Origin of the sequence: Marinobacter zhejiangensis (assembly GCF_900114775.1) — a bacterium.
Lineage (GTDB): Bacteria > Pseudomonadota > Gammaproteobacteria > Pseudomonadales > Oleiphilaceae > Marinobacter > Marinobacter zhejiangensis.
Genome location: NZ_FOUE01000008.1, coordinates 53,323 through 73,881, shown reverse-complemented (window position 1 = coordinate 73,881; position 20,559 = coordinate 53,323). Strand labels below are relative to the sequence as shown.

General features: G+C 59.8%; 19 protein-coding genes and 1 pseudogene. 16 read left to right on the top strand and 4 right to left on the bottom strand.

Annotated features, from left to right (window positions below):
- The 4 genes and pseudogenes from BMZ67_RS18270 to BMZ67_RS18255 form a co-directional block, all read left to right on the top strand.
- A pseudogene (locus BMZ67_RS18270) lies at positions 1-330 on the top strand (4-hydroxy-2-oxovalerate aldolase); the annotation flags it as partial.
- Between the two features lie 40 nt (positions 331-370).
- On the top strand, positions 371-1,192 hold the full coding sequence (locus tag BMZ67_RS18265) for a sugar phosphate isomerase/epimerase family protein (protein WP_092026876.1): 822 nt from the start codon (positions 371-373) through the stop codon (positions 1,190-1,192).
- Positions 1,193-1,538: 346 nt separating this feature from the next.
- Positions 1,539-3,008 carry a NarK family nitrate/nitrite MFS transporter gene (locus tag BMZ67_RS18260; protein ID WP_092026873.1) on the top strand — a complete coding sequence of 490 codons (1,470 nt, stop codon included), beginning with the start codon at positions 1,539-1,541 and terminating at the stop codon, positions 3,006-3,008.
- Complete coding sequence (locus tag BMZ67_RS18255; protein WP_092026870.1) at positions 3,005-4,711, top strand: bifunctional protein-serine/threonine kinase/phosphatase; 1,707 nt, start codon at positions 3,005-3,007, stop codon at positions 4,709-4,711. Before BMZ67_RS18260 ends, BMZ67_RS18255 begins: the two co-directional genes overlap by 4 nt.
- Positions 4,712-4,724: 13 nt before the next feature.
- On the opposite strand, the gene BMZ67_RS18250 is transcribed toward BMZ67_RS18255, so the two are convergent.
- Entirely contained in the window at positions 4,725-5,108 is a 384-nt protein-coding gene (locus BMZ67_RS18250) for a SirB2 family protein (RefSeq protein WP_092026846.1), read from the bottom strand.
- Positions 5,109-5,260: 152 nt separating this feature from the next.
- Between BMZ67_RS18250 and BMZ67_RS18245 the strand changes: the two genes are divergently transcribed.
- Positions 5,261-6,436, top strand: coding sequence for an NnrS family protein (locus tag BMZ67_RS18245; protein WP_092026833.1), 1,176 nt, complete (start codon positions 5,261-5,263; stop codon positions 6,434-6,436).
- A 1-nt stretch (position 6,437) separates the two neighbouring features.
- On the opposite strand, the gene BMZ67_RS18240 is transcribed toward BMZ67_RS18245, so the two are convergent.
- Complete coding sequence (locus BMZ67_RS18240; protein WP_092026900.1) at positions 6,438-6,938, bottom strand: SRPBCC family protein; 501 nt, start codon at positions 6,936-6,938, stop codon at positions 6,438-6,440.
- Positions 6,939-7,144: 206 nt separating this feature from the next.
- On the opposite strand from BMZ67_RS18240, the gene fabA reads away from it, so the two are divergent.
- The 3 genes from fabA to acpP are packed head-to-tail and all read left to right on the top strand — an operon-like array spanning position 7,145 to position 9,137.
- Positions 7,145-7,654 (top strand): bifunctional 3-hydroxydecanoyl-ACP dehydratase/trans-2-decenoyl-ACP isomerase, encoded by a 510-nt coding sequence (gene fabA / locus BMZ67_RS18235; protein ID WP_092026820.1) that lies wholly within the window; start codon positions 7,145-7,147, stop codon positions 7,652-7,654.
- A gap of 11 nt (positions 7,655-7,665) precedes the next feature.
- Positions 7,666-8,877, top strand: coding sequence for a beta-ketoacyl-ACP synthase I (gene fabB, locus BMZ67_RS18230; protein WP_092026782.1), 1,212 nt, complete (start codon positions 7,666-7,668; stop codon positions 8,875-8,877).
- 11 nt (positions 8,878-8,888) lie between these two features.
- On the top strand, positions 8,889-9,137 hold the full coding sequence (gene acpP / locus BMZ67_RS18225; RefSeq protein ID WP_092026751.1) for an acyl carrier protein: 249 nt from the start codon (positions 8,889-8,891) through the stop codon (positions 9,135-9,137).
- Positions 9,138-9,150: 13 nt separating this feature from the next.
- Here acpP and BMZ67_RS18890 read toward each other — a convergent pair whose 3' ends face one another.
- Positions 9,151-9,651, bottom strand: coding sequence for a helix-turn-helix transcriptional regulator (locus tag BMZ67_RS18890; RefSeq protein WP_425434258.1), 501 nt, complete (start codon positions 9,649-9,651; stop codon positions 9,151-9,153).
- 197 nt (positions 9,652-9,848) lie between these two features.
- On the opposite strand from BMZ67_RS18890, the gene trhP reads away from it, so the two are divergent.
- The 4 genes from trhP (at position 9,849) to BMZ67_RS18200 (ending at position 14,575) form a co-directional block, all read left to right on the top strand.
- Positions 9,849-11,162, top strand: a complete 1,314-nt coding sequence (gene trhP / locus BMZ67_RS18215) for a prephenate-dependent tRNA uridine(34) hydroxylase TrhP (protein ID WP_092026748.1) — start codon at positions 9,849-9,851, stop codon at positions 11,160-11,162.
- Between the two features lie 3 nt (positions 11,163-11,165).
- Positions 11,166-11,621 carry a hypothetical protein gene (locus BMZ67_RS18210; RefSeq protein WP_092026745.1) on the top strand — a complete coding sequence of 152 codons (456 nt, stop codon included), beginning with the start codon at positions 11,166-11,168 and terminating at the stop codon, positions 11,619-11,621.
- A gap of 192 nt (positions 11,622-11,813) precedes the next feature.
- Entirely contained in the window at positions 11,814-13,130 is a 1,317-nt protein-coding gene (locus BMZ67_RS18205; protein WP_092026742.1) for a hypothetical protein, read from the top strand.
- Between the two features lie 203 nt (positions 13,131-13,333).
- On the top strand, positions 13,334-14,575 hold the full coding sequence (locus BMZ67_RS18200; RefSeq protein ID WP_092026894.1) for a sensor histidine kinase: 1,242 nt from the start codon (positions 13,334-13,336) through the stop codon (positions 14,573-14,575).
- Here BMZ67_RS18200 and BMZ67_RS18195 read toward each other — a convergent pair whose 3' ends face one another.
- On the bottom strand, positions 14,576-15,247 hold the full coding sequence (locus BMZ67_RS18195) for a response regulator transcription factor (protein WP_175481968.1): 672 nt from the start codon (positions 15,245-15,247) through the stop codon (positions 14,576-14,578).
- Between the two features lie 451 nt (positions 15,248-15,698).
- Between BMZ67_RS18195 and sufB the strand changes: the two genes are divergently transcribed.
- The 4 genes from sufB to BMZ67_RS18175 all read left to right on the top strand — a co-directional run bounded on the left by sufB (position 15,699) and on the right by BMZ67_RS18175 (position 20,549).
- Positions 15,699-17,147, top strand: a complete 1,449-nt coding sequence (sufB, locus tag BMZ67_RS18190) for a Fe-S cluster assembly protein SufB (protein ID WP_092026736.1) — start codon at positions 15,699-15,701, stop codon at positions 17,145-17,147.
- Between the two features lie 75 nt (positions 17,148-17,222).
- Positions 17,223-17,990 carry a Fe-S cluster assembly ATPase SufC gene (gene sufC / locus BMZ67_RS18185; protein ID WP_092026734.1) on the top strand — a complete coding sequence of 256 codons (768 nt, stop codon included), beginning with the start codon at positions 17,223-17,225 and terminating at the stop codon, positions 17,988-17,990.
- 12 nt (positions 17,991-18,002) lie between these two features.
- The gene (gene sufD, locus BMZ67_RS18180; RefSeq protein WP_092026731.1) at positions 18,003-19,289 is read left to right on the top strand and encodes a Fe-S cluster assembly protein SufD; all 1,287 of its coding nucleotides are present in this window, start codon (positions 18,003-18,005) and stop codon (positions 19,287-19,289) included.
- Positions 19,290-19,295: 6 nt separating this feature from the next.
- Positions 19,296-20,549 carry an aminotransferase class V-fold PLP-dependent enzyme gene (locus tag BMZ67_RS18175; RefSeq protein ID WP_092026728.1) on the top strand — a complete coding sequence of 418 codons (1,254 nt, stop codon included), beginning with the start codon at positions 19,296-19,298 and terminating at the stop codon, positions 20,547-20,549.
- Positions 20,550-20,559: the final 10 nt, after the last annotated feature.

The following is a 20,559-nucleotide window of genomic DNA, read 5'->3' as shown; positions in this document are numbered from 1 at the left end:
AACGCCCCGCTGGAAGTGTGCATTGCCGCCTTCGACAAGATGGGCTGGGAGCATGGCACCGACGTGTACGGCCTGATGGACGCCGCCGACGACATCGTGCGTCCGCTGCAGGATCGGCCGGTGCGGGTGGACCGGGAAACCCTGGCCCTGGGCTACGCCGGGGTCTATTCCAGCTTCCTGCGCCACTCCGAAGTGGCGGCGCAGAAGTATGGTCTGAAGACCGTGGATATTCTGGTAGAACTTGGCCGCCGCCGTATGGTGGGTGGTCAGGAAGACATGATTGTGGATGTGGCGCTGGATCTGCTGAAGCAGCAGAACCGCGACAGCTGATCCACTTTCAACTACAACCGGGCTCAGGCGGGACAAGGCCATGGAAACCAAACGATCATTCTCTTTGCACCACCTGACCGTGCTGGATGCCGCGCCTTCCGAGCTGCCTGGCTACGCCGCTCAAACCGGATGCTCCTATATCGGAATATTCTGCGATTTGCCTGGCGTGAAAGAAGCAGGCTACCCAGTAGTGTCACCCGGTGAAAGCGAGCAACAGCTCCAGCGTGCGTTGTCAGAGCATGGGGTATCCATTAATAACCTGGAGCTGTTTCAGCTCCGGCCAGAGACCGACGTCAGCAGCTTCAACGAAGTGCTTGCTATGGGGCAACGCCTGGGCGCTCGCCAGGCAACTGTGCATATGCACGATGGCGACGGTGCACGCTCCGTGGCAACGTTTGCAAAGTTCTGTGAGCTAGCCGGTGGCTATGGGCTTGACGCAGCCCTCGAATTCACCAGTTTTTCCGCAGTACGAACGCTGGATACCGCCTTGCAGATTGTCCGCTCAGCCAACATGAGCAATGGCCGAATTGCTCTGGACTTGCTGCATTTCTTTCGCAATGGCGGAAATGTGGAAATGCTCAGTGCCATCGCCCCCCATGAGCTCGGTTACGTCCAGGTCTGCGATGGACTGTTTGAGGAACCCGAAGACAGGTACGCAGAGGCCGTCAAAGACAGGATGCTGCCTGGCGATGGAGAGTTCCCCATCGCCCAGGTTATGGCACGGATTCCGGAACTGGTGATAGTCGATGTAGAGGTTCCTCAAATGCGGTTTAAAAAGCTGGGGGCCACTCCCGCACACCGGGTCAGGTCGGCGGTCAAGCACACCGTCAAAGCCATTCAGCCACCTGGCGTCGACGAGTAGGCCGTCAGAAATGACGGCCTCCTTTTTTCTGCACCACCACAAGGCACCCCCATCTCACCTCGCCCTCCATTGATGCAGAACCCCACGACAGCTCCCCCCCGGCATTGAGTCAACGCCCCCTTTTTTCACACTTTCCCGACACTGGTACAGCATTTGCTTTGTCTTGGGGCACATGGATTCCCATGTCCGGATATGGCTGCTGGCAATGGCGTCACTGCTGAAGGAAAGGGTGATGCCGGTCTGCATCCAGCCATCTTGAGTCAGCCCTCCTACGGGTCGATACGTCCCTTTTCCAGGCACCCACGCCCTCCGGATATCGTCAAACGCTTTGAAACAGGGCACGCCTATGAACGAGCAACGCTTTCGCTTCTTCTCCTTTGAGGGGAAAACCCGAATACTTCACCTGAGCTGGATGGCGTTTTTTATCAGCTTCCTGGTGTGGTTCAACCACGCCCCGCTGATGGCCGCCATCCGCGAGCAGTTTAGTCTCAGTGACGCCGAAGTGAACACCCTGCTGCTGCTCAACGTCGCCTTGACCATCCCTGCCCGTATCCTGATTGGCATGCTGGTGGACAACCTGGGCCCGCGCAAGGTCTACAGCCTGGTGCTGGTCCTCTCTGGCATCTTCTGTCTGGCCTTTGCCCTGGCCGATTCGTTCGAACAACTGGCGATCACCCGCTTCCTGCTGGGCTTTGTGGGAGCCGGGTTTGTGGTGGGTATTCGGCTGATCAGCGAGTGGTACCCGGCCCGTGAACTGGGCTTGGCAGAAGGCATTTATGGCGGCTGGGGTAACTTTGGTGCCGCCTTTGCCGGCCTGACCCTTCCCGCTCTCGCACTGGCCTTCGGCGGTGACGAGGGCTGGCGCTGTGCAGTAGGCACCACGGGCGTCATCGCCATTGCCTACTCAGCGGTGTTCTATCTGATGGTGCGCGACACCCCCAAGGGCTCAACCTACTTCAAGCCCAAGAAAGGCGGCGCCATGGAAGTCACCAGCAAGGGCGACTTCTACCTGTACCTGATCATGAACCTGCCGCTGTTCATTGCCCTGGCCCTGATCGTCTGGAAGCTGGGCCCCACCAAACTGGGCATGGTGAACGAAACCACCACCTACATGCTCTATGGCCTGATCACCATCATGATGGTGTTCCAGTTCATCCGGATCTGGCAGGTAAACGGACACGTATTCCGTCAGCCGGTCCCCGAGTTTGACCGCTATCCGTTCAAACAGGTGGCACTGCTTAACCTGACCTACATGGCCAGCTTTGGCTCCGAACTGGCAGTTGTTTCCATGCTGCCCCTGTACTTCCTCGATACCTTTGAGGTTTCTCCGGTACTGGCGGGTATGCTTGGTGGCAGCTTTGCCCTGATGAACCTGATTGGTCGCCCTGGCGGTGGCTACGTGGCCGACCGCTTTGGCCGCAAGCTGACGATCATGCTCACCATGGCCGGTATTGCCATTGGCTACCTGGTGATGGGACAGATCAACAGCAGCTGGCCGCTGGCGCTGGCCGTGCTCATGGTGCTGTTCTGCTCGGTTTTCGTGCAGGCCGGTTGCGGTGCAGTCTATGCCTCCGTACCACTGGTCAAGCGCCGCCTCACCGGTCAGGTGGCCGGGATGGCAGGCGCCTACGGCAACGTCGGCGGGGTGGTGTTCCTGCTGGTGCTGTCGCTGGTATCACCGGCCATGTTCTTCGTGGTCATTGGGGTATTCGCCCTGGCGATCCTCGCCCTGGTGGGCGTGTTCATGGATGAGCCCGATCCACAAACCAGTGAAGTCATGCCTGATGGTTCGGTACGGATGATTGAGGTGTCATGACAGCCAAACTGTTACTCCGGCTTGGTCAGCACAGCATGGCTGGCCGCAAGCCGGAAAATCAGGACAGCCTGGGGGCCCGCTACCCGGAAGGCGAAGCCTTGACCCTGAAAGGGGTCAGCGCCGTACTCGCTGACGGGGTCAGTGCCTCACAGGCCGGCCGGGAGGCCGCAGAGACCTGCGTTAAGGGTTTCCTGCTGGACTACTACAGCACACCGGACACCTGGAGTGTTGAAACCGCCGCCAGCAAGGTGCTTGGCGCCTTGAACCGCTGGCTCCACGGCCGCGGTCATGCCAGCCATGGTGATGGCCGCGGCATGGTCTGCACCTTCAGCGGCGTGATCATCAAGAACAACCGCGCCTACATTTTCCACGTCGGCGACAGCCGGGTGTACCTGTTGCGGGCAGGCGAACTGGAGTGCCTGACCCGTGATCACCACATTGCTGTCGGCCCCGGCAAACAGGCCCTGGCCCGGGCCATGGGGGTCGAGCTGAATGTGGAGATTGACGTGTGCCGAGTCCGCCTGCAGCCGGGCGATCGGCTGATCCTGACGTCCGATGGCACCCACAGTTTCCTGTCGTCGGCCACCCTCAGCGAATGCGCCAGTGCCGACGACCCGGAAGCGGCGGCAGAACTGCTGGTGACCACCGCCTATGAAAACGGGTCCGATGACAATCTCAGCGCCCAGGTCATCGCCATTGATCACCTGCCGGCTGAGGACCTGAATGCACACTACGAACGGTTGTCAGCGCTGCCCTTCCCACCCCCACTGGAGCCCGGCCTGATCCTGGACGGCTACCGCATTGTGCGGGAGATCCATGCCAGCAACCGCACCCAGGTCTACAAGGCCGCACCCATTGATGGCAGCGCCCCGGTGATCCTCAAGACCCCGTCGCCCAACTACTCTGACGACGCCGGCTACATCGACCGCTTTATGACCGAAGCCTGGGTGGCCAAGCGAGTCAATAACGCCCACGTGGTCAAGGCCATAGACCCGCCGGCCAACCGCCAGTGCCTGTATTGCCTGACCGAGTATGTAAATGGCCCCACGCTGCGGGCCTGGATGAACGATCACCCTTTGCCTGAGCCGTCCCGGGTTCGGGAGACCGTGCGGCAAATCGCCTCAGGACTGCGGGCCTTGCATCGGCTGGAAATGATTCATCAGGATCTGAAACCGGAGAACATCGTGATCGACCAGGATGGCACCGTGAAGATCATCGATCTCGGGTCTGTCCGTATTCGCGGTATCGAAGAGATTGACGTGCCCTGGGATCGCGACCGTTACCTGGGCACCGCCAGCTACGCTGCCCCGGAGTGTCTGGAAGGCGACCTGTCAACGCCCGCGTCTGACCGCTACGCGCTGGGAGTGATTGCCTACGAAATGCTGACCGGTCAGCTGCCCTATGCCAAAGAGCCCCGGCCATCGGTTCGCAAGCGGTTACGCTACCGCAGTGCCCGCGACGTCAACCCCGACCTGCCCAAATGGCTCGATGCCTGCCTGCAGAAAGCCGTGGCGCTCAACCCCCGCGACCGTTACCAGGCCTTGTCGGAGTTCCTGCACGACCTTGAACACCCCAACCCGCAGCTGCTGCCTTCCGGTCAGGAACCGTTGGTGGATCGAATCCCGCCCGACCGCTGGCGCTTCATCGCCTTGCTGTCGTTGCTGGCCAACGGGCTGCTGCTCATCTGGCTCTTGAGCCTCTGATCGCCCGGCGGGGTTACCCCGCAAACAACACCGGCTTGGTCTTGGCCAGAACGACAATCAACCCCACCTGGGCCAACGCCGCTAAAGCCGCCACAACCCTGACCGGCGTGCGTCGTTGCGGGCTCAGCGCGACTACCCCGGCAGCAATGTAGCCCAGCAGGAAAACCACCTTCAGTGTTAACCAGTGGTGCACCAGCGGCATCCAGCCACTCACGACCACCAGCCCCACCGCCGCCAGCAACAGCACGGTATCGTTGGCATGGGGAATCCACCGCAGCGGCCCCTCCCGCCACCCCGGGCGGCCACAGCTATCCAGCAGCAGCCGCAGGCCAAACAGGGCGATGGTGATATAGGCAGCCGTCATGTGGATGTGTTTGAGAAGTACGTATGAAGTCATCGAGGGACCCTTGATTTCTGAGAGTGAGGCGTTACCCGGCCGCGCCGAAACTTTACCACCTCACAGGTATACCATCGACAATAACATTCATTTAATATGAATGTTATTGTTCAAGTACTGGCCATGTCCAAGCACTGAGAGGTAACGGCAGCATGCAGTCCATCCCCGACAACCAACACCCCTCACTCTCCCAGCTGTTCGCCTACCCATTTCGTATTTTCTTCCTGTCGCTGGCCGTACTCGCGCTGGTCCTGATTCCCTTATGGGTACTGGTGGTCACTGGCAAGGCCGGCCTGCCGCTGGCCATGCCCGGGCTGTTGTGGCACCAGCATGAGATGCTGTTCGGCTTTCTGTCCGCAGCCATCGCCGGGTTCCTGCTCACCGCGGTGTGTGTCTGGACTCAAACCGAGCGAACCCACGGCTGGCGTCTTGTCTTGCTATGGGGCGTGTGGCTCTTGGGGCGCCTGCTGATGGCCCTGGGGGCAGACCTTCCGTTCTGGCTGGTTCAAGGTATTAATCTCGCGTTTATTCCGTTGATCATGCTGGATGCCGGATGGCGGATCTGGCACGCACGCCAGAAACGCCAACTGATGATCCTGGTGGTGCTGGGGCTGCTCTGGGCCATGCAGGTGGGGTATGTCACCAGCCACGGCCCGGTGTTCATCCAGGGCGCGCTGGTGCTGACCCTGGCCTTGATCAGCATTATTGGTGGCCGCATCACCCCCGCGTTCAGCAAGGGCTGGCTCAAACAACACGGCGGCAACCCTGATGCCGTTCGCAGCATCCCGGCACTGGACCTGGCGGTGATCGTCAACATGGTGTTGGTGGTCGCGGCATTGTTGCTGAAGGCTGGCCTGGCAACAGGAGTCCTGGCGGCCAGTGCTGCGGTGCTGACGCTGGTCCGGCTACTGTGTTGGCGGGGATGGCTGGTCCGTGCAGAGCCACTGTTGTGGATACTGCACCTGTCGATCCTCTGGGTTCCGGTATCACTGGCGCTGCTGGCGGGGCAGTTCTTTTTTAACTGGCCCACCACCCTGTGGAGCCATGCGGCCGGAGCCGGGGCCGTGGCCTGCCTGATTCTTGGGGTCATTGCCCGGGTTGCCCTTGGTCATACCGGCCGCCCACTGCAGTTGCCCCGGGGAATGGTAGTGGCGTTTGTTGCCATTCACCTCGCCGCGCTGGTGCGGGTGCTGACGGCCGCAGGGCTGTTGCCCTGGCATCCCGGCATTGGTATCGCCAGCCTGTTGTGGGTGGTGGCCTATGCCCTGTTCCTGCTCCGCTACACCGGCATCCTGCTCCGCCCTCGTCCGGACGGCCGCCCGGGCTGACTCAGCCTGGCACCAGCTCGCTGAATGCCTGCCTCGCCTGCCGGAAACGGCTGGCGGGAAAGTGGATGGCGATGCCCTCCAGGGCCGCCATCAGCATTTCCAGGTGGGCATCCCAGCCAGCACAGGCGGTCGCCACCAGGCCATCGTCCGGTAAATCCAGACACAGCGTCAAACGGGTACCCTCACCTTCCTCCTGCAATAGCCAGGTCACCGGCCGCAAGGGCTCACCGACCTGACTCCAGGAATAGCACAGCCGATGCGGCGGATCGTAGCTGGTCAGCGGCGAGTCGATGGGGCAACCGCTGTTTCCGAAATCAATCGTCACCCGGCCGCCCGGGCGGGCTTCAATGCTGCCTGGGGCGAGCCAGAGTGGCAGCAGCTGGCTGTCAGTCAGCATGTCCCAGACCCGCGCCTGTGGATGCGCCAACAGGCGCTCCAGGCGAACCTGAACCCGATGATCCTGCACTTCCAAAGCGCCCCAGGAATTGGCTGCGGATGTCATAGGCCGCCCCTTGATGGTCATTTTACATTCAGCCTAAGCGCTTCCCTCTGATCACTCCTTGACCACCATCAAATCCTAATTCACTTCAGCCCGGTCAACCAGCAGTCAACAATCACCCACCGTCGGTCAACGGTGAATGCCCGCCGCCGGGATAGAGTCAGGTCACACGTTATTCAGACCCTATTCAAACCCGGGAGATCCACAACATGCCACAGGATCAATACACCAAGCAGGAACTGCAGGCGTGCGGTGAGGGCAAGCTGTTCGACGGTGCCATGCGCCTGCCTACCGCCCCCATGCTGATGTTCGACCGCATTACCGCTATTTCCGGCGAAGGCGGCCGCTATGGCCAGGGGTTCGTAGAAGCCGAACTCGATATCCACCCAGAGCTCTGGTTCTTCGGCTGCCACTTCCAGGACGACCCGGTCATGCCGGGTTGCCTCGGGCTCGATGCGCTTTGGCAACTGGTGGGCTTTTTTCTGGCCTGGGGCGGCGGCGAGGGCAAGGGCCGCGCACTGGGTTCGGGAGAGGTAAAGTTCTTTGGCCAGGTACTGCCCCACAACCGTGAAGTGCGCTACCGCCTCGACATCAAACGGGTTATGCGCCGCAAGCTCACCCTGGCCATCGCCGATGGCACGATGTCTGTCGATGGCCGGGAGATCTACACCGCCAGTGACCTGCGGGTTGGCCTGTTCACATCCACCGATGACTTTTGAGGGAAACCATCATGCGACGCGTTGTTGTTACCGGAATGGGGATCGTTTCAAGTCTTGGGCACAACCAGCAGGACGTGCTGTCGTCCCTTAAAGAGGGGCGCTCCGGCATCCGTTTTGACGAACAGGCCAGGGATGCCGGTTTGCGCAGCCATGTCAGCGGGCGGATCGACCTGGAGCTGAGCGAGCTCATCGACCGCAAGCTGTTGCGCTTCATGTGCCCCGCGTCGGGCTATGCCTACCTCGCCATGCGGGAAGCCATCGCCCAGGCCCAGCTGCCTCAGCAGATTATTAAGGCCGACTCTACCGGTTTGGTAATGGGCACCGGCGGTGCTTCAACGGTGGAACTGATGGACGCCATCGACACCCACCGTGAACGGGGTCTGCGACGGGTTGGCCCCTACCGGGTTCCACGCACCATGGGCAGTGCCATCAATGCCAGCCTTGCCACCGCCTACGGCATTCGTGGCGTCAACTACGGCATCACCTCGGCCTGCGCCACCAGCGCCCATTGCATTGGGCATGCCCGCGACCTGATTGCCTGGGGGCGCCAGGACGTCATGTTCGCCGGCGGCGGCGAAGACACCCACTGGAGTCTGAGCCTGCTGTTCGATGCCATGGGAGCGCTGTCCAGCAAGTACAACGACCAGCCGGAGCGAGCCTCCCGCACCTACGACCGCGACCGGGATGGCTTTGTAATCTCGGGCGGTGGCGGGGTTCTGATTCTGGAAGCCCTGGAGCATGCCGAGGCACGCGGCGCTACCATCCTGGCCGAACTGGTCGGCTTTGGCGCCACCTCCGACGGCGCCGACATGGTCAGCCCAAGCGGCGAAGGCGCGGTTCGCTGCATGCAGCAGGCACTGGCGGGTATCGATGGCGGCATTGACTACATCAACACCCATGGCACCAGCACCCCTGCGGGCGACATCACCGAGCTGGGGGCCATTCGCGAGGTGTTCGGTGATAACACCCCCGCCATCAGTGCCACCAAGCCCTTGAGTGGCCACGCCCTGGGCGCCGCCGGGGTTCATGAAGCGATCTATTCCCTGCTGATGCAGCGGCACAATTTCATCACTGCCTCGGCACACATCGACCATCTCGATCCCCTGGCCGAAGGTTTCCCACTGGTACGCGAACGTCGCGACAACGTGAACCTGGAGCGGGTGATGAGCAACAGTTTCGGGTTTGGCGGCACCAACGCCAGCCTGGTCTTTGAGAAACGATAAGGAGACAAGCCATGAATGATCAACAACAACGGGTATTCGCCCTGATTGCCGAACAACTGGCGGTACCGGAAGCCGACATTTCCGAGGGTTCCCGCCTGGTGGATGACCTGGGGGCAGACTCCCTGGACCTGGTGGAGCTGACGATGGCGCTGGAAGAGGCCTTTGGCCTGGAGCTGTCCGATGACCAGGCTGACCAACTGGTCACGGTGGGCGATGTGCTGAGTTTTCTGGCCAGCGCTGAAACAACGGCCAGCCACTGAGCGGCAACGGTGTTCAGTCGATGATGGGCTGGGCCCGGTACTCGGCCGGTGAACAGCCCATCCAGCGCTTGAAGGCACGACTGAACGCACTCAGCTCCGAGAAACCGAGCCGGTCAGCCACATCCGCCAGCGGGCGCTGGCGATCCTGCAAATACACCAACGCCTGCTCCCGCCGAACGTCCTGGAGGATATCGGAGAAGGTCTGGTTCTCGGCCTTCAGCCGCTTGTGCAAGGTGTAACGGCTCATGTGCAGTTGCGAGGCGACCTGTTCTACCCGCACCCGCCCTCGTTCCATCTGGGCCTGAATCAGTGGCCGGACTTTCAGGCTGATGGATACGGAGGCGTGCAACTGCTGCTGGATCAATTGCCATAAACGCTGCAACTGGACCGCCGACATGGACGCGCCCGCTGGCGACCCCGAGGTCAGTGCGGCCAACTGCTGCTGACTGTATCCCTCACTCCGGAGGTAGTTGTGCATGGCCGCCACCAGGCTGGCCAAGGTTTCCGCTCCCATGCTTCCAACGTCCTTTTCTGCCCGAGCTGTTGCGTGGTGTTAGAAAGTTGTTGGGTTGAGCCAAACGCCGTCCCAACCCATTTCAGCTTACACATGTTAGCTGAAGTTCAACACCCCTTCCTTGAGTCTCGTCAATTCACCTCCCTCCAAATGCAGGCAAACTGCCTTTTTGCCTATAGACAAACGACCGGATAACCATGACCAGCCCCGAACTCCTTGCCCCCGCAGGCACCCTTACCCATCTCGACACCGCCTTTGCCTACGGCGCCGACGCGGTCTATGCCGGCCAACCCCGTTACTCACTGCGGGCCCGCAACAACACCTTCAAGTCGGTCGATACCCTGGCAGAAGGCATCCGGCGTGCCCGCCGCCTGGGCAAGCAGTTCTACCTGGTGTCCAACATCGCACCCCATAACAGCAAGGTGCGCACCTTCCTGCGTGACCTGGCACCCATTGTCGAACTCAAACCGGACGCGTTGATCATGTCGGACCCTGGCCTGATCATGCTGGTGCGAGAAAACTGGCCAGACCAGCCCATCCACCTGTCGGTGCAGGCCAACGCGGTCAACTGGGCCACCGTCGAGTTCTGGCGCCGCCAGGGCATCCAGCGGGTGATCCTGTCGCGGGAGCTGGACCTGGAGGAGATCCGTGAAATCCGTGAACGGGTTCCCCAGATGGAGCTGGAGGTCTTTGTCCACGGCGCCCTGTGCATGGCCTACTCCGGCCGCTGCCTGCTGTCTGGCTACATGAACCACCGTGATGCCAACCAGGGCACCTGCACCAATGCCTGCCGCTGGAACTACCGGGAGGTGCAACACACCGAGGACCAAAGCGGTGATCTGATTCCGGTCGCCGAGGCTACCCCCTACCCCAACGACACCCAAGTGCTTCTGGAAGAACCCAATCGCCCCGGCAGTTTCATCCCGGCCTACGAGGATGAGCACGGCACCTACATCATGAACTCCCGCGACCTGCGCGCGGTGCAACACGTAGAGGCCCTGTGCAAGATGGGCATCCACTCACTGAAGATCGAAGGGCGCACCAAGAGCCCCTACTACGTGGCCCGAACCACCCAGATCTACCGCCGCGCCATCGATCGCGCCGTCGCCGGCCAGCCTTTTGATATGAGCCAGATGGACGAACTGGAGGCCCTGTCCAACCGGGGCTACACCGAGGGCTTCCTGCGTCGTCACCTGCCCCAGGAATACCAGACCTACGAACAGGGTTCCTCACTCCAGGGCACCCAGCAGGTGGTTGGAGAAATCGTGGATGCCGACGACCATACCCTGACTGTCTCGGTCAAAAACCGGTTCGCCTGTGGCGATCCGCTGGAACTGATGACCCCGAGTGGAAATATCCGCTTTGCGACCGAATCCATGGAAAACCGTGACGGCAACGCCCTAGACTATGCCCCAGGCAGTGGCTACGTCGTACGTTTGCCAAGACCGGAAGGAGCCCCGGACTGCCTCGAATACGGTTACCTGACCCGCATCCTCACTCCGGAGAACTGACCCATGCCCCTGGCCCGACGCCTGCTGCCTTTTCTGATGATTATCGCGACTGCCGTGGCAGCAGAACCCTCCGGGCCCGGGGAACTCAGTGACCCAACCGCCATCCGCGCACAAACTGAAGCGTTCATGGCCAGCGTGGCCGACAACCGCATTGAACACGCCTATCAGCAGCTGCGGCCTTTCCTGGGGGTTGCCCAAGCCCCCTTCGACCAGTCCGCCACCGAGGCCAGCGCCTACTTTCAACGGGTAACCGATCAGGTCGGGCAGCCGCTTGCCAGCGTTCTCGTGCGGAGCGAAGGGATTGGTGACGAGTTCTACCGAGAAACCTGGCTGCAAAAGTTCAACGCGGCAGCCATTGCCTGGACATTCACCTTCTACCAGCCCGACACCGGCTGGAAGCTGGTTGGTGTCAGTTATTCCACCGACCTGGAAGCGCTGTATCAAGTACGGGGCCAGTAGCTGGCCCCGCCAATAAGCTCCGCTCTCAAGCAGCACTCGCCAGCAGCCCCCTCCGGCTGCCCGTTACACTCCGTTACGCAGTTCACCCGGATGGGTGAGCAATCCGCTTCGTGAATCCCCTGTAATGCTACCTGCCGATGACAAGACAGCATCGCTCTTTACTAGCAAAACCACCTCGCAAGGACGTACACGATGCAGCGCAACTCGATCTACAAAGCCATCCTCCTGGCCACTACAACAGCACTGACGGCGTGCGGCGGCTCTTCTGGCGGCGACAGCGCCGACGATGACCGCGCCAACACAACCGTCGGAGCAAGTGGGTACATCGTTGATACCGGCAATGACCCAAGCAAAGCCCCGCTCTACACCGGACTTACCCAGTTAAACGGCGTTATTTATGCCAGCCGAGTCGATACCCAGCCAGATGGCGCTTTCAACTCAACACTGCTTCGAGCTGAAGTGGGGGACACCGAATTCACCGAAGTACAGCAGGTTACGGGGCGCGCTATCTTGGCCCTGGATATGGTTACGGTGATCTCTGCCTATGACCCGGCATCACAGACCTCATCCATTGACGAGCTGGTCGTCGCCTGTTTTTCATCCGGCGATGAAACCACTGCCGATTACCTCGGTTTTTACCGGGATGATGACCTGATCGACGATCAGGCCTTGGTCAACGAGCACATCGGGGCATTTTTCAACCTTAATAAAGACCCTGACGCAGACTCCAGCGATGATTTCCTGATCACCACCTGCAATGACATTGCCGTGGTTGGAACCGGTGGGGACGAAACCAAGGGCCTTTCCACTCTTGACATAGCCGTCGCTGGCCCGGGGACATACACCATCCCCGGCCAGGGTGATGATGACAACTCCTATATCATTGCCATCCTGCGGGATATCGAATACACCACCGGAGACTCGACAGAGCCACAGCGAGTCGATCCAGGTTCTTTCGTATTCTCCAGCAGCAGTGAAGGCGCCCCGCTCTCGATCACCGCTCTGGAATGGCTGCCTCGCGCCACCCCAGGCAGCAGTGACTCATTAATAGCTGCGGGTCATACCGATGGCTCCCAGTTCACCTGGTTCGGCGCCCCCCTTGAAAACAATGTCGTATTCCGGGATTACGAAGCGGCATTTGCCATCGAATCCAGCTTCAGGATCACTGAAGATATCGTGGTCAACGAAGACGCCAACGTTTTCGCAGGCGATGACTCCATCATGCCGGTATCAACCCTGGAACGCAGTTATGCGAATGGCAGTACGTTCTACGCGATTCACCATGCGTCGAAGTCAGGGGGCGACCTGCACGGCGTAGCGACATTCGATACTGGAATGGTCGGCACCCGTACTCCAACCTCCTACACCAGCCTTGGCCAGGAAGGACTGGAGTGCTTTCACCTGATGACCGTTATCCATGAGATCGCCAGCGACGGCTCGGTGAACGAAAAGGGGCTATGCCTGGATGGGAATGAACCTACCCGCTTCATCACCTTCGAGCTGAACTGAAGCACCGGCACTGACCACTCGAAGACATCAGGGAGCTCCGGCGGGCGCTCCCTGATGTCTGCCCGTTTTAGTCTCTTCATTTATCACACCTGTCCGTTTATGCTACTCAAAAACCATAGACAGGGCTCCAGGTGTACCCCTTCAACTATCTGAAAAACCACCCACTTTCAGCTCATATCGACGCAAACCGTCACGCCCTCTTCATGTCTGAAGTGGGCCCGAGAATGGTGGTCAGTGCCCTCGCTGCAATCATTGTCGGTGTGCTGTTCTGGTCCGACGCAACGAACGGAATCCACCTGCTCTGGTTCGGCAGCACACTGTTTGTCTCGGTGAATTCCTGGCTGTTGATCCGCCATTACCGCCAGACCGCAATACCGACTAACATGGACAATCCCGGTTTTCTTCGGAAGTGGCGGTGGGTCAACCTCTACCTGTCGGTGATTTGGGGATTGCTGTGGTCGTTGACGCCCTTCCTGTTTTTCCCGGATGCCACCCTGGTTCAGATATTCTCCGTACTGCTTCTGATGGTGGTTCTTTCTTCGACCCCCTCGGTCACCATGGGGTGTTATCCGGAAATCTACATTACCTTCCTCACCCCGGTTTTCTGCTCGTTCGGTTACCACATGTTCCAGCTACCGCTGGATGGCTGGTTGCACGTCGCCATTGTACCTCTGACCTGGATGTCCCTGGTGCTCTATAGCGTGCTGATCTTCAAGACCCAGATAGAGGCCATTGTTCTCCGGTTGCAGTTGGCCGATGCGAAGGAGGATGCCGATGCGGCCAATCTTGCCAAGACCCGCTTCCTCGCCATTGCCAGCCACGACCTCAGGCAATCCATCCAGGCCGCCTCCCTGTATGCCGATCATCTTGGACGGGTTGCCACCGACGACACCGCTGAACCGGTAGCCAAACTGCAGCGTGTGTTGCAGGAAGGTTCCCGCCTGCTCAACTATCTCCTGGGCATGGCCAGGGCTGAGTCCCGGGCATTGGTCATCAATACCTGCGACGTTGACATCAGCGTAGTCGAGAACGATCTCAAAACGTTGTTCGATGCCTCCGCCCAACGCAAGGGCCTGACCTTCACCCTCGACCTGCCGCGGGAACAGCTTCATACCGACCCACTGCTGTTCCGTCAGATACTGGAAAACCTGATCGCCAACGCGATTCAATACACGTCTCAGGGCAACGTATCCGTCAAAGGAACGAGGAGAGGAGGTCAATTGCAGATTGACGTTCGCGACACAGGCCCAGGCATTCCTCAGGAACACCACGCCAACATTTTCGGGGAATTCAATAGCCTGAACCCTCGCGGTGACAGTGCCGGCCTTGGGCTGTTCATTGTCCAGCGTGCCTGTCGTGCGCTTAACATCAGCCTGACACTGGAGTCCTCGGCCGGTGTTGGCTCCTGCTTCAAACTTCAGGTACCGCTCAACACCACAGCATGATCAGGTCAGTGTCAGCAGCCCCTCCGCCACGGCCTTTTTGACACAGGCCGTTCGGCTGCTGACGTTCAACTTGTCGAAAATCTCCTTGAGATGAGTCTTCACCGTGTTCTCACTGAGGTTCAGGAATCCCGCTATCTGCTTGTTAGAAAGCCCTTCACCGAGACAGGCGAGAATATCGAGCTGACGGGAACTCATAAGCCCCAATAGAGCCGACCGCCCGGTCCCGCTTTCAAGAAGGGGCCGGACTTCGTCCCGAATAGTCGGCGACAGGTATATTTCGCCGTTGAGAACCTGGCGTATAGCTTGGGCAATTTCTGCAGCAGACTGGCTTTTGCTGGCAAACCCTGAGGCCCCCTTTTCGATCGCCCTAGCAATCACAACGGGGCGTTCATAAGCAGAGCACAGAAGGACACGAGGCTTCCGCTCCGGGTACACAACCCCAATCATGTCTAGCACCCCCAGCCCCGATTCCGCCACCAGCTCTATATCGAGGAGTATGACGTCCACAACCTGAGCCATCATCGCTTCAAGTGCCGCCGCCGTGGACTGGCAGACCGTCGTTTTGGTACCGGCGATCTCCGCTTCAAGCATGAACGACAGTGCCTCGGCAAACATCAGGTGATCGTCAACGAGCAGTATTCTCGTGGTAACGCTAGGTTTGGCAGCCTGCACGCGTGATTTCCATCCGTGGTCAATTGAATCCATAGAGAAGTACCCCCCGACCGTAACCTGAGGATACATCTGGAATAAGTGCATTATTGCTCTGGCATAAGCATCAATCAAAACTTCGCAGGCCAAAGTAGCATCCGCGCATTCCACATACAGCCTTAGTGCCCCGAACCCTGATTACGGTATAATCCCAACACGCGCCACGTAATACCTGACTAATTTGGTCTGATATTGTACAATCACTCGCCAGAAGTGCGGGATCCCCGGATTTTTCAGCCCTGACGCAGGGGTACGCCTCGCCCAAAAAGGGCAGCGATTCCGATAGCCAACACTGATTGCGGCGCAACGACCGCTGCGACAACCTAAACTGATGACGTGTCGGTACGGCCCACAAGGCGGTGCCGGCAACACGGGCCGCAGTGCCCCTGATGAGAAAGCATACGGAGCGACGATCATGGCGAACACCGACAGACAGGTGAACGAGCTGATCAAACGGGAATACGAACACGGGTTCGTGACCGACATTGAGGCTGATACCTTTGAACCCGGCCTCAACGAAGACGTCATCCGCCGCCTGTCGGCGATCAAGAACGAACCGGAGTTCATGCTGGAATGGCGTCTGAAAGCCTATCGTCGCTGGCTGGAGATGGACGAACCGGATTGGGCCCACGTGGACTTCCCGAAGGTGGACTACAACGCCATCTCGTACTACTCCGCGCCCAAGAAGAAAGAAGACATGCTCCAGAGCCTGGACGAGGTTGATCCGGAGCTGCTGAAAACCTACGAAAAACTGGGCATCCCCCTGCATGAGCGGGCCAAACTGGCTGGCGTGGCAGTTGACGCAGTGTTTGACTCGGTCTCCGTTGCCACCACCTTTAAAGAGCCGCTGGAAAAAGCCGGCGTCATCTTCTGCCCGATTTCCGAAGCGGTCCACAAGCACCCTGAGCTGGTGAAGAAATACCTCGGCAGCGTGGTTCCGGTGGGCGACAACTACTTCGCCGCCCTTAACTCTGCGGTATTTTCCGACGGTTCCTTCGTCTACATCCCCAAAGGGGTGCGTTGCCCGATGGAGCTGTCCACTTACTTCCGCATCAACGCCGCCAATACCGGCCAGTTCGAGCGCACCCTGATCATTGCCGACGATGACAGTTACGTCAGCTACCTTGAGGGCTGTACCGCGCCGATGCGTGATGAGAACCAGCTGCACGCCGCCGTGGTGGAACTGGTGGTGCTGGACAACGCCCAGATCAAGTATTCCACGGTACAGAACTGGTACCCCGGGGACGAAGAAGGCAAAGGCGGTATCTACAACTTCGTCACCAAGCGTGCAGCCTGTATCGGCAACAACTCAAAAGTGTCCTGGACCCAGGTTGAAACCGGCTCCGCCATCACCTGGAAATACCCGAGCTGTGTCCTGCGCGGCGACAACAGCGTCGGCGAGTTCTACTCGGTGGCACTGACCCACAATTTCCAGCAGGCCGACACCGGCACCAAGATGATTCACCTGGGCAAGAACACCTCCAGCACCATCATCTCCAAGGGGATTTCGGCCGGTCGCAGCAGCAACGCCTACCGTGGCCTGGTCAAGTTCGGACCTGGCGCCGAGAGCGCCCGTAACTTCACCCAGTGTGACTCCCTACTGATCGGTGACCGTTGTGCGGCGCATACCTTCCCGTACATCGAAAGCCAGAACAAAACCGCCATCGTTGAGCACGAGGCCACCACCTCCAAGGTCAGTGACGAGCAGATGTTCCTCTGCCGCCAGCGCGGTATCGACGCCGAGCAAGCCGTCTCCATGATCGTGAACGGCTTCTGCAAGGAAGTGTTCAAGGAGCTGCCGATGGAGTTTGCGGTGGAAGCCGGCAAGTTGCTGGAAGTGAGCCTGGAAGGTTCGGTCGGATAACCCGGTACGGTTGAGCGATAACCGTCGCCAGCGGAAACAGAATTCAGACAGATTAAACGAGAGAGAACCCCACGCATGCTGAGCATCAAGAACCTGCACGCTTCCGTCGAGGGAAAAGAAATCCTCAAGGGCATCAACCTGGAGATCAAGCCGGGCGAAGTCCACGCCATCATGGGCCCCAACGGCTCCGGCAAGAGCACTCTGTCCCAGGTCCTGGCTGGCAATGAAGCCTACGAGGTGACCAGCGGTGAGATCCAGTTCAACGGCAAAGACCTGTTTGAACTGGAGACCGAAGAGCGCGCCCGCGAAGGCATCTTCCTGGCCTTCCAGTATCCGGTGGAAATCCCCGGCGTCAGCAACCTGCAGTTCCTGCGCACCGCCGTCAACGCCATGCGCAAGCATCGCGGCGAGCCGGAAATGAATGCAGCTGAGTTCATGAAAACGGCCAGGGAAGTGTCCAAGCAAGTTGACCTGAATCCGGAGTTCCTCAAGCGTGGTGTCAACGAAGGCTTTTCCGGTGGCGAGAAGAAGCGTAACGAGGTCATGCAGGCCCTGTTGCTGGAGCCCAAGCTGGCGATTCTCGACGAAACCGACTCCGGTCTCGACATCGACGCCCTGAAAGTCGCTGCCGACGGTGTCAACGCCCTGCGTTCAGAGGACCGTGCCATCCTGATGGTGACCCATTACCAGCGTCTGCTGAACTACATTGTGCCTGACCACGTCCATGTACTGGCCGGCGGCCGTATCATCAAGTCCGGCGGTCGTGAGCTGGCGCTGGAGCTGGAAGAAAAAGGCTACGGCTGGCTTGGCATCAAAGACGACGACGCCCAGGTAGCCGGCTAAGGGAGACGCGGAATGAAACCAGCACCCACGCTTTCCAGCGCCTTCCTTACCCCTGGCAGCCAGTCACTGCCGCAGCCGCTGCTCGACCTGCGCAGCCAGCGGGGCACCGCGCTGGCAGACATGCCGCTGCCGACCCGGAAGACCGAAAACTGGAAGTACTCCAGCCGCCACCTCAAGCTGTCCGATGAGCTGGCCACCGCACTGCCGGTCAAAGGCAAGAGTGGCCCTGCCCTGGCGGTTCCCGGCTATCACGTGGTGTTCCACAACGGCGTCATGGTTCCGGAAGCCAGTGATTATCCGGACGTGGACGGCATCACCATCCAGCGCTTCGCCGACCTCGACGACAGTCTGGCCAGTGAGCTGGCCGAACGCCTGGACAACACACTGGATGCCAAAGCGGCCCAGCTGGCGCGTCTAAACTCCGCCCGTTTTGAAGATGGCCTGTACATTCGCCTGGCTCCCGAGGCAGTACTTGATCAGCCGCTGTTCGTGATCAGCGAGACCGATGCCTGCAGCAGCGGCTCCGCCTACCCGCGCATCTACGTGGATGCCGGCCGGCACAGCCAGATCACCCTGGTGGAAGAATACATTTCGCTGGGCGACGAGCCGGTTCTGGTCAACGCCGTCACCGAATTCACCCTGGCCGACGGGGCTCAGGTGACCAGCGTGCGTCTGTCCGCCGAGGGCGAAAACGTCCAGCACCTGGGCGCGACTGGTGTCCGCCAGCAGGCCCATTCCCGCTTCGACAGCCACTGCGTCGGCTTTGGTGGCCCCATGCGCCGGCACGACCTGCAGGTGCGGCTGGAGCAATCCGGTGCCAACTGCCGCCTCAATGGCGTGGTGGTCACCCAGGGTAAACAGCACTATGACAATCACACGGTGATTGAGCATGTCGCTCCCCACTGCGACAGCGAAGAGACCTACCGCAACATTGCGGCTGACCAGTCCCATGCGGTGTTCAATGGCCGCATCCATATTCACCAGGATGCCCAGAAATCCAACGCCAACATGAGCAACAAGAACCTGTTGCTGTCCACTGGCGCGGAAATCGACACCAAACCGGAGCTGGAAATTTACGCCGATGACGTCAAGTGTGCTCACGGCGCCACCATTGGCCAGCTCGACAAGCAGTCGATTTTCTACCTGGTCTCCCGTGGCGTTGACCGTCGTGAAGCCAATACCTTGCTGACCATGGCGTTCATTAACGAACTGGTGCAGCAGATTCCGGTCGAATCCGTTAGGGAGACGACTCAGGTGCGGCTGAACCAGTTTATTGAACAGACTTTCGAGGAGGCCTGAACGGCTATGACCGATCTCTCCATGGCAAATGCAGCGGCCCATGCCCCCCTGGACATTGAGGCAATCCGCCGGGACTTCCCGATCCTTGCCCAACAGGTGAACGGCAAGCCCCTGGTGTATCTGGATAACGGCGCCTCGGCCCAGAAACCCCAGGCCGTGCTCGATGCCATGGACCGGTACTACCGTGAACAGCACTCCAATGTCCACCGGGGTGCCCATACCCTCGGCGACCGTGCGACCAGCGCCTTTGAAGGCGCCCGGGAAGCGGTTCGCGGCTTCCTCAACGCCGCCAGCACCCGAGAGATCGTCTGGACCCGCGGTACCACCGAAGCCATCAACCTGGTGGCCAATGGTCTGACAGGGCGGCTGTCCAAGGGCGATGAGATCCTGATCAGCCACATGGAGCACCACGCCAACATCGTGCCGTGGCAGATGCTGGCTGAGCGCACCGGTGCCAGCCTCAAGGTCATCCCAGTTACACAGTCAGGGGAACTCGATCTGGACAGCTTCCAAAGCCTGCTCAGCGAACAAACCAAAGTGTTGTCCATCACCCACGTTTCCAACGTCCTCGGTACCGTCAACCCGGTTGCCGAGCTGATCGCCCAAGCCAAGGCCAAAGGCGCGATCACGGTTGTTGACGGCGCCCAGGCGGTGCCTCACTACCAGCCGGACGTACAAGCCCTGGGGTGTGATTTCTACGCGTTCTCCGCCCATAAAATGTTTGGCCCTACTGGCATTGGCGTGCTCTATGGCCGCGAGGCCGTGCTCGACACCCTGCCTCCGTACCAGTACGGCGGAGAAATGATCGAGCGGGTCACGTTCGAGAAAACCACCTGGAACACCCTGCCCTACAAATTCGAGGCGGGAACACCAGCCATTGCCGAGGCGGTCGGCTTGGGCGCGGCCATTGGCTACCTCAACAGCCTGGACCGCAAGGCTCTGGAAGCGGCCGAGAACCGCCTCCTTGCCCTGGCCAACGGGCTGGTGGATTCGGTTCCCGGTATGGCGGTCATTGGTACGGCTGCCAACAAGGTGCCAGTGATGTCGTTCAAGATCGACGGCCTGCACCCCAGTGATATCGGCACTCTGCTTGACCAACAAGGCATTGCCATCCGCACCGGTCATCACTGTGCCATGCCGCTGATGGACTTCTATGGGGTTCCCGGTACTGCCAGGGCCTCGTTCGCGTTTTACAATACCGAAGAAGAAGTGGAGCAGTTGTTTGCTGCCCTACGAAAAATCCAGCGACTGTTTGTCTGATGAGGTTGGC

Bases quoted from the DNA above. Each gene is read 5' to 3' on its own strand.
- BMZ67_RS18210 (WP_092026745.1), top strand. From the start codon at position 11,166: ATGCCCCTGGCCCGACGCCTGCTGCCTTTTCTGATGATTATCGCGACT.
- BMZ67_RS18245 (WP_092026833.1), top strand. From the start codon at position 5,261: ATGCAGTCCATCCCCGACAACCAACACCCCTCACTCTCCCAGCTGTTC.
- sufD (WP_092026731.1), top strand. From the start codon at position 18,003: ATGAAACCAGCACCCACGCTTTCCAGCGCCTTCCTTACCCCTGGCAGC.
- BMZ67_RS18890 (WP_425434258.1), bottom strand. From the start codon at position 9,651: ATGGGAGCGGAAACCTTGGCCAGCCTGGTGGCGGCCATGCACAACTAC.
- BMZ67_RS18265 (WP_092026876.1), top strand. From the start codon at position 371: ATGGAAACCAAACGATCATTCTCTTTGCACCACCTGACCGTGCTGGAT.
- sufB (WP_092026736.1), top strand. From the start codon at position 15,699: ATGGCGAACACCGACAGACAGGTGAACGAGCTGATCAAACGGGAATAC.
- acpP (WP_092026751.1), top strand. From the start codon at position 8,889: ATGAATGATCAACAACAACGGGTATTCGCCCTGATTGCCGAACAACTG.
- fabB (WP_092026782.1), top strand. From the start codon at position 7,666: ATGCGACGCGTTGTTGTTACCGGAATGGGGATCGTTTCAAGTCTTGGG.
- BMZ67_RS18250 (WP_092026846.1), bottom strand. From the start codon at position 5,108: ATGACTTCATACGTACTTCTCAAACACATCCACATGACGGCTGCCTAT.
- BMZ67_RS18255 (WP_092026870.1), top strand. From the start codon at position 3,005: ATGACAGCCAAACTGTTACTCCGGCTTGGTCAGCACAGCATGGCTGGC.
- BMZ67_RS18200 (WP_092026894.1), top strand. From the start codon at position 13,334: ATGTCTGAAGTGGGCCCGAGAATGGTGGTCAGTGCCCTCGCTGCAATC.
- BMZ67_RS18240 (WP_092026900.1), bottom strand. From the start codon at position 6,938: ATGACATCCGCAGCCAATTCCTGGGGCGCTTTGGAAGTGCAGGATCAT.
- BMZ67_RS18205 (WP_092026742.1), top strand. From the start codon at position 11,814: ATGCAGCGCAACTCGATCTACAAAGCCATCCTCCTGGCCACTACAACA.
- trhP (WP_092026748.1), top strand. From the start codon at position 9,849: ATGACCAGCCCCGAACTCCTTGCCCCCGCAGGCACCCTTACCCATCTC.
- sufC (WP_092026734.1), top strand. From the start codon at position 17,223: ATGCTGAGCATCAAGAACCTGCACGCTTCCGTCGAGGGAAAAGAAATC.
- BMZ67_RS18175 (WP_092026728.1), top strand. From the start codon at position 19,296: ATGACCGATCTCTCCATGGCAAATGCAGCGGCCCATGCCCCCCTGGAC.
- BMZ67_RS18260 (WP_092026873.1), top strand. From the start codon at position 1,539: ATGAACGAGCAACGCTTTCGCTTCTTCTCCTTTGAGGGGAAAACCCGA.
- fabA (WP_092026820.1), top strand. From the start codon at position 7,145: ATGCCACAGGATCAATACACCAAGCAGGAACTGCAGGCGTGCGGTGAG.